The organism is Streptomyces sp. bgisy130, assembly GCF_057708345.1.
The window spans coordinates 100,000-106,661 of sequence record NZ_JBYISA010000026.1 but is presented as its reverse complement, the minus strand read 5'-3'; the positions used below and the strand labels follow the sequence as shown (position 1 = coordinate 106,661).

Annotated in this window: 7 protein-coding genes; 1 reads left to right on the top strand and 6 read right to left on the bottom strand. The window is 73.5% G+C overall.

Annotated elements, in window-relative coordinates; all coding sequences use genetic code 11:
- Nucleotides 1–92: 92 nt before the first annotated feature.
- On the bottom strand, nt 93–1,265 hold the full coding sequence (locus tag AC3EUV_RS27860) for a serine hydrolase domain-containing protein (protein WP_435604149.1): 1,173 nt from the start codon (nt 1,263–1,265) through the stop codon (nt 93–95).
- A 361-nt stretch (nt 1,266–1,626) separates the two neighbouring features.
- Between AC3EUV_RS27860 and AC3EUV_RS27855 the strand changes: the two genes are divergently transcribed.
- On the top strand, nt 1,627–2,508 hold the full coding sequence (locus tag AC3EUV_RS27855) for an SCO6745 family protein (RefSeq protein WP_432144632.1): 882 nt from the start codon (nt 1,627–1,629) through the stop codon (nt 2,506–2,508).
- 75 nt (nt 2,509–2,583) lie between these two features.
- Here AC3EUV_RS27855 and AC3EUV_RS27850 read toward each other — a convergent pair whose 3' ends face one another.
- From AC3EUV_RS27850 to AC3EUV_RS27830, 5 genes are all read right to left on the bottom strand, one after another.
- Nucleotides 2,584–3,147 (bottom strand): Clp protease N-terminal domain-containing protein, encoded by a 564-nt coding sequence (locus AC3EUV_RS27850; RefSeq protein ID WP_435604148.1) that lies wholly within the window; start codon nt 3,145–3,147, stop codon nt 2,584–2,586.
- Nucleotides 3,147–3,356 (bottom strand): helix-turn-helix domain-containing protein, encoded by a 210-nt coding sequence (locus AC3EUV_RS27845; protein ID WP_018087470.1) that lies wholly within the window; start codon nt 3,354–3,356, stop codon nt 3,147–3,149. Before AC3EUV_RS27845 ends, AC3EUV_RS27850 begins: the two co-directional genes overlap by 1 nt.
- Before the next feature lie 113 nt (nt 3,357–3,469).
- Nucleotides 3,470–4,090, bottom strand: a complete 621-nt coding sequence (locus AC3EUV_RS27840) for a HutD/Ves family protein (protein WP_435604147.1) — start codon at nt 4,088–4,090, stop codon at nt 3,470–3,472.
- Nucleotides 4,091–4,133: 43 nt separating this feature from the next.
- A complete protein-coding gene (locus AC3EUV_RS27835) occupies nt 4,134–5,096 on the bottom strand; it encodes a zinc-binding dehydrogenase (protein ID WP_387244266.1) in 963 nt (320 codons plus the stop codon).
- A 160-nt stretch (nt 5,097–5,256) separates the two neighbouring features.
- A complete protein-coding gene (locus AC3EUV_RS27830; RefSeq protein ID WP_435604146.1) occupies nt 5,257–6,480 on the bottom strand; it encodes an NAD(P)-dependent malic enzyme in 1,224 nt (407 codons plus the stop codon).
- Nucleotides 6,481–6,662 lie beyond the last annotated feature (182 nt).

Below are 6,662 nucleotides of genomic sequence, written 5' to 3'. Positions count from 1 at the left end.
CCCCCCCCCCCCCCCCCCCCCCCCCCCCCCCCCCCCCCCCCCCCCCCCCCCCCCCGCGGCCGTCCGGCCAGCTCTCCGCCGCGGCCGTCCCCTCAGCTTCCGGCCACGCCCTCCGTGGGCTCCTGCGCCCCGACGCAGGTCCGTACCGCGCCGATGAGCCGGTCGACCCGCGGGTCGCCGCCCGCGCCCATCAGGTTGGCGGTATAGGCGAAGCCGACCCCGAACTCGTCGTCACCGAAGGCGAATTGACCGCCCGCCCCGCTGTTGCCGAAGGAGCGCGTACCGAGCAGCCGGCGGAACGGCGAGTCGACGAGGAAGCCGCTCCCCCAGCGGGCGCCGAGGTCCGGGAACCCCGACCAGGACGCACCGCCCGACAGCTGCCGGACCGCATCGGTCACGGTGCCGGCGCCGAGCAGCCGCGGCGCGCCGTCCACACCGGTCGCGGCCGCCGCGTACAGCGCCGCCAGCCCGCGCGCCGTCGAGACCGCGCCCGCGCCGGGGAATTCGGCGGTCAGCAGGGCGGGCGAGTTGTAGCCGTGCGGATCGTCGAGACCGGGGAAGGGCAGCACGCCGTTCATCGTCAGGGCCCGCATGGGCAGCAGGTCGGCGCTCGGCAGCGGGCCGCGCCCCCCGGCCTCGGCGAGCCGGGCCAGCCGCGGCACCTCCGCCCGCGGCATCCCGATCCATGTGCGCAGACCCAGGACGTCGCCGATGGCCTCGCGGAAGTACCCGCCGGGCGTACGGCCGGTCAGCCGCCGGATCACCTCGCCGATGATGAAGCCGAAGGCGTGCGCGTGGTACTCGTACGCGGTGCCGGGATCGTACAGCGCAGGCTGCTCCTCCAGGGCGCGGATCACCGGCGTCCACCGGGTCAGCTCCTCGAAGGTCAACTGCCGTTCGGCGAGCGGGATTCCGGCGGTGTTGGCGAGCACCATCCGGGTGGTGATCGCCTCCTTGCCCCGCTGGGCGAACTCCGGCCAGTAGTGGGCCACCGGAGCGTCGAGGTCCCACTTCTCCTGCTGGGCGAGCAGATGGGCGCAGAAGGCGATCAGGCCCTTGGCGACGGACATCACGGGAAGGACGGTGTCCTCGTCCCAGGCCCGCCCGGTCCGGTCGTCGGCGGTCCCGCCCCACAGGTCGACGACCTTGCGCCCGTCGGCGAACACGGCCACGGCGGAGCCCAGTTCGCGGCCCTCGGCGAAATTCCGGGCGAAGGCGTCCGCCACCGCCCCGAAGCCCTCGTCGGCCCATCCGTGCTGTGGCATCTGCCGCTCGCCTCCTCGCGTCGTACGGCCCGGCCCTCCGTGGACCGCGGCCGGGTCACCGTACGTGCGCGGCCGCCGGGGTTCGACCGAATTTCCGGTACGCGAGGGGAGGTTGAGCCACCCGCCCCACGGCGGCCGGAACCGGATTCCCCCCAACCGGGCTTCTGTTACCCACAGTTGCCATCTGCGGTCTGGATTCACGCGGCGTAATCGGGGAAGTCAGTACTTCGCACGGCTTTTCGTCCGGCCCCGGGTTCCGGGAGCCCCAGCTGCCCGGTTCCGCGGGGCCGACGACCCTGTTCCGGACCACGGTCCACCTCTCCCGTCTGCGCACGCATCGTGAAGGCCATGAGGGAAAGCGATGTCGGAATACCTTGCGGTCGCCCGCCGGATGTGGCACCTGCTGGAGCCACTGCACGCCACCCTGTATTTCGCCCCCGAGGCACGCCAGGTCGCCGCCGGCCTCGGCCATGAGGTCGCCTCCCGCTGGCCCAGCTATTTCGCCTGGCGCACGGCCCCGCTGGGCGCCGCCGGGCCCGAGCTGGTCGCCGCGACGTACTACACCTTCTGCCCGCGGATGATCACCCGGTACCTCCCGCGGATCTGGACCGTCGCGGAACCGGCCAAGGTGCTGGACGCCCGGCTGGTGGCGATGGACCGTGCGCTGACCGCCCTCATCGACGGCCGGCTGACCACCGCCCAGCTCACCGAGGCGGCCCGACTCGCCCGCCAGGCCGCCGAGAACGCCGGTACCGCCGCCCGCCCGCTGGCCGCCGCCAACCGCGATCTGCCCTGGCCGGACGCGCCCCATCTGGTGCTCTGGCAGGCCGCGACGGTGCTGCGCGAACACCGCGGCGACGGCCATCTGGCGGCCCTGCTGACCTGCGAACTCGACCCGTGCGAGGCCCTGGTGTCGTTCGCCGCGGTCGGTGCCGCGCCGGCCGCGGATTTCGTGGGGCGCGGCTGGAGCGCACAGGAGTGGAGCGATGCCCGGCACCGCCTCGCCGCCCGTGGCTGGATCGCCCCGGACGGCACCGCGACCGACCGCGCCCGCAAGGAGCGCGAGGCGATCGAGCGGACGACCGACCGGCTGGCGGCCGGACCGTGGCGGGCGCTGGGCCACTCCCGCGCCGAACGGCTGGCGCAGCTGCTCACCCCGCTCCTCTGCGCGGTCTTCGAGGCGGGCTATCTGCCCCGGCACAGCACTCTGGGCATCGGGAGGGTAAAGGTCGGCCACCCGTAAGGGCAGGCCCGCAGGGGTCTCACAGCGGCCCGCCGGACCTGACGAGCGGGCCCCTTGACCCACGGGCCGCCCGGCTCAACTCGCGCGCCGGCCCCGCGACTCGTCCAGCCACCGCACCACCGCGTCATGTGTCACCCCGTGGTCGGCGAGCACCGCCCCGGCCGGTCCGGGCCCGGCGGTCAGCGCGAGCAGCAGATGCTCATCGCCGAGAGACCGCTCCCCCCGGCCGACCGCGATCCGCAGGGCGCGCTCCAGTACGGCCCTGGCCTCCGCGGTGAACGGCCGGCGCACCCGCTTCCGGCGCCCGGCCGTCCCGCCGGCGGCCAGCGCGCCGGCCCCGTGGGCCTCCTCCACCCGCGCCACGATCGCGTCGATATCGATCCCCATCCCGGCCAGCGCCGCCGCGTCGGCCGTCGACACCCCGCCGCGCCGGCGCACCTGCGCGAGGGCCTGTGCGACCGACTCCCGCCGCTCGTGGACACCGAGGGCGGCGAGCGCCCCGGCGGCCGGGGAATCCGTGCGCTCCAGCAGCGCGAGCAGCAGCTCCGGTTCGCCGATCACCTCGCTCCCCGTACGGTCCGCCTGCTCCACCGCACCCCGCACCACCGCACGCGCCCCGGCCGTGAACTTCTCGAACATCAGCGCCTCCCGTGCTTCTTGTGCACCGCTTGTCTGCTGACACCCAGCTCCGCCGCGATCTCCTGCCACGACCAGCCCTGCGCACGGGCGCTGCGCACCTGCACGGCTTCGAGCTGCTCCAGCAGCCGGCGGAGCGCGGCCACGGCGCGGAGCCCGACCCTGGGGTCCCGATCGCCGGCCCGCTCGGCGAGATCCGTTGCTTCGGTCATGGATGTCAATGTACGTTGACACATCGAGAGCGTCAACCATCATTGACATGCCGGGCACAACTCGGCCAGGGACACGTGCACTTGAGAGATTTGCGGGCGGGTGGACCGGAGGATCAGCCCTCGGGGCGGGCCGGGTCAGCGGCGGACAGGGCGATCAGCGCCGCGCTGCCGTCCGTCCGCAGCTCGACGGGCGCCGCGTCCGGCCCCGCCAGCAGCGCCGCGTCGAACCGCGCCAGCCGCGCCTCGGGTTCGCCGTCCGCCCGAAGCCGGGTCTCCCCCTCGACGGCCACGATCAGCACGGCCTCCGGGCCCCCGGCGCCTCCGTCGGCGGGCCGCCGGACCGGCTCCACCACCCGGCGCCCCCGCACCCTCTCCACCGTGGCGGCCGCCCGCCCCGCCCGCAGCATCACATTGAGATTGACGACCGGGCCGGCCGGCAAACGGGAGCCGGTCTCCGCGCCGCCGGGGAAGGCGAACGGGCGGCAGCGGTCCGTCAGGAGCCGGGTGGTGCCGTCCACCGTCAGCTCCAGCCCGGCCCCGTCGACCACAGTGAGGATCCGCTGGACGCCGGGCAGCGGTGAGTACGGCCCGTCCCGGGTGACGTCCGCCAGGCTGACCCGCCAGGCGAAGGTGTCCCAGCCGGCGCCCGGCGGGTGGACGGCGACCTCCCGGGTCACCCCGCCGCCGTTGCTCCACGGCATGGCGGGGCGCCCCGCCGCCCGCAGGATCCGCACGTTCCGCAGCCTTCCGGTGAAGTGGTGGCGGCCCGTCAGGCCGTCAGACGGTCAGCACGATCTTGCCGAACAGCTCGCCCTCGGCCATCTTGGTGAACCCCTCGCGCGCCCGGTCCAGCGGCAGCGTCGAGTCGATGACCGGCCGGATGCCCTTGGCCGCGCAGAAGCTGAGCAGCGAGGCCAGCTCCTCCTTGCTGCCCATCGTGGAGCCGACGACCTTCAGCTCCAGGAAGAAGATCCGGTTGAGCTCCCCGCTCTTGGGGGTGAAGCCGCTGGTGGCGCCCGAGATGACCAGGGTGCCGCCGGGGCGCAGCGACTTGACGGAGTGCGACCAGGTGGCGGCGCCGACCGTCTCGATCACCGCGTCCACCCGCTGCGGCAGCCGCTCACCGCTGGCGAACACCGCCTCGGCGCCCAGTTCCAGGGCGCGCTTGCGCTTGGCCTCGTCCCGGCTGGTGGCGAAGACCCGCAGACCCGCGGCGGCACCGAGCACGATGGCCGCGGTCGCCACCCCGCCGCCGGCGCCCTGCACCAGGACGCTGTCCCCGGGCCGTACGCCCCCGTTGGTGAACAGCATCCGGTACGCGGTCAGCCAGGCGGTCGGCAGGCAGGCGGCCTCCTCGAAGGACAGTTCCTTCGGCTTGGGCAGCACGTTCCAGGAGGGGACGGTGACCTGCTCCGCGAACGTGCCCTGATAGCGCTCGGTGAGGATGGAGGGCTTCTCCTTGGGGCCGACTCCGTGGCCGGTCTGCCCGATGACGGAGTGCAGGACGACCTCGTTGCCGTCCTCGTCGATACCGGCGGCGTCGCAGCCGAGGATCATCGGCAGCGCCTCGTCCGTGATCCCCACCCCGCGCAGCGACCACAGGTCGTGGTGGTTCAGGGAGGCGGCCTTGACGTTGACGGTCGTCCAGCCGGGGCGTACGTCAGGGGCCGGGCGCTCCCCCAATTCGAGGCCGTTCAGCGGCTGGTCACGGTCGATGCGGGCGGCATAGGCAGCAAACATGATCCCAACGTAGGCCGCGGCCGGGCGCTGCGGTACCGCGTACGGGTGTGACACGCACCGCGTCGGCCCGGCCGCACACCGCCCGCACGACGACGCCGGGCCCGCACCCCTGAGAGGTGCGGGCCCGGCCCGTCGTCGTGCGCCCCGCGCGGGGGCGCGGTCAGCGGCGTGCCACGCCCTCGGCGCGGGCGGCGGCCGCGACGGCGGCGGTGACGGCCGGGGCGACCCGCTCGTCGAACGGCGAGGGGATGACCCGGTCGGCGCTGAGTTCGTCGGCGACCACGGCGGCCAGCGCCTCGGCGGCGGCGAGCTTCATGCCCTCGGTGATCTGCGAGGCCCGCACCTGCATGGCACCGGCGAAGATGCCCGGGAAGGCCAGCACGTTGTTGATCTGGTTCGGGTAGTCGCTGCGCCCGGTAGCAACCACGGCCGCGTACTTGTGCGCGATGTCCGGGTGGATCTCCGGGGTCGGGTTGGCCATCGCGAAGATCAGCGAGTCCTTCGCCATCTTCGCCACCGCCTCCTCCGGCACCGTGCCGCCGGAGACCCCGATGAAGACATCGGCACCGTCCAGCGCGTCCTCCAGCGAACCGGTCAGCCGGCCCTTGTTCGTGAAGCCGGCCACCTCGCGCTTGACGTCCGTGAGGTCGGCGCGGTCGGTGGAGACGATGCCCTTGCGGTCGCACACCGCGACGTCTCCGATGCCCGCCTCGATGAGGATCTTGGCGATGGCGACACCGGCCGCACCGGCACCCGAGATGACCGCCCGCAGCTGACCGAGCGAACGGTCCGTGAGCTTGGCGGCGTTGCGCAGCGCGGCCAGGGTGACCACGGCGGTGCCGTGCTGGTCGTCGTGGAAGACCGGGATGTCCAGCGCCTCCTGGAGCCGGCGCTCGATCTCGAAGCACCGCGGCGCCGAGATGTCCTCCAGGTTGACGCCGCCGAAGGACGGCGCCATCCGGACGACGGTCTCGATGATCTCGTCGGTGTCGGTGGTGGCGAGCGCGATCGGCACCGCGTCGACGCCGCCGAACTGCTTGAAGAGGATGGCCTTGCCCTCCATCACGGGGAGGGATGCCTCCGGGCCGATGTCGCCCAGGCCCAGCACCGCGGTGCCGTCCGTGACCACGGCGACGACCTGGGACTTCCAGGTGTAGTCGTGCACCAGCTCGGGCTGCTCGGCGATGGCGCTGCACACCTTGGCGACGCCCGGTGTGTAGGCGAGGGACAGGTCGTCCTTGTCCCGGACCGGCACGGTCGCCTGAATGGCCATCTTGCCGCCGCGATGCAGCGCGAACGCCGGATCGAAGGCGTCGTCGGGCGCACCGTCCGCGTCCGTACCACTCTTGTTGTCGCTGCGAGGATTGACGATCTCCGCTGCCACTTGTCTTACCCCTTTTATTCGTAAATCTGCTTGAGGGTGGCCACTCCCTGGTTGAGGGGTGGGCGGGCACCGCGTCCGCGCCCTGCTCGGCAGATACCTGCCGAGCGGGGGGAGGTACGGACGCCGGGCGCGCCGCACACGCGCCCTGAGCCCCGGATGAGGGGTGTAACGCACCTTTCTAC

Bases quoted from the DNA above. Each gene is read 5' to 3' on its own strand.
- AC3EUV_RS27850 (WP_435604148.1), bottom strand. From the start codon at position 3,147: ATGTTCGAGAAGTTCACGGCCGGGGCGCGTGCGGTGGTGCGGGGTGCG.
- AC3EUV_RS27855 (WP_432144632.1), top strand. From the start codon at position 1,627: ATGTCGGAATACCTTGCGGTCGCCCGCCGGATGTGGCACCTGCTGGAG.
- AC3EUV_RS27845 (WP_018087470.1), bottom strand. From the start codon at position 3,356: ATGACCGAAGCAACGGATCTCGCCGAGCGGGCCGGCGATCGGGACCCC.
- AC3EUV_RS27835 (WP_387244266.1), bottom strand. From the start codon at position 5,096: ATGTTTGCTGCCTATGCCGCCCGCATCGACCGTGACCAGCCGCTGAAC.
- AC3EUV_RS27860 (WP_435604149.1), bottom strand. From the start codon at position 1,265: ATGCCACAGCACGGATGGGCCGACGAGGGCTTCGGGGCGGTGGCGGAC.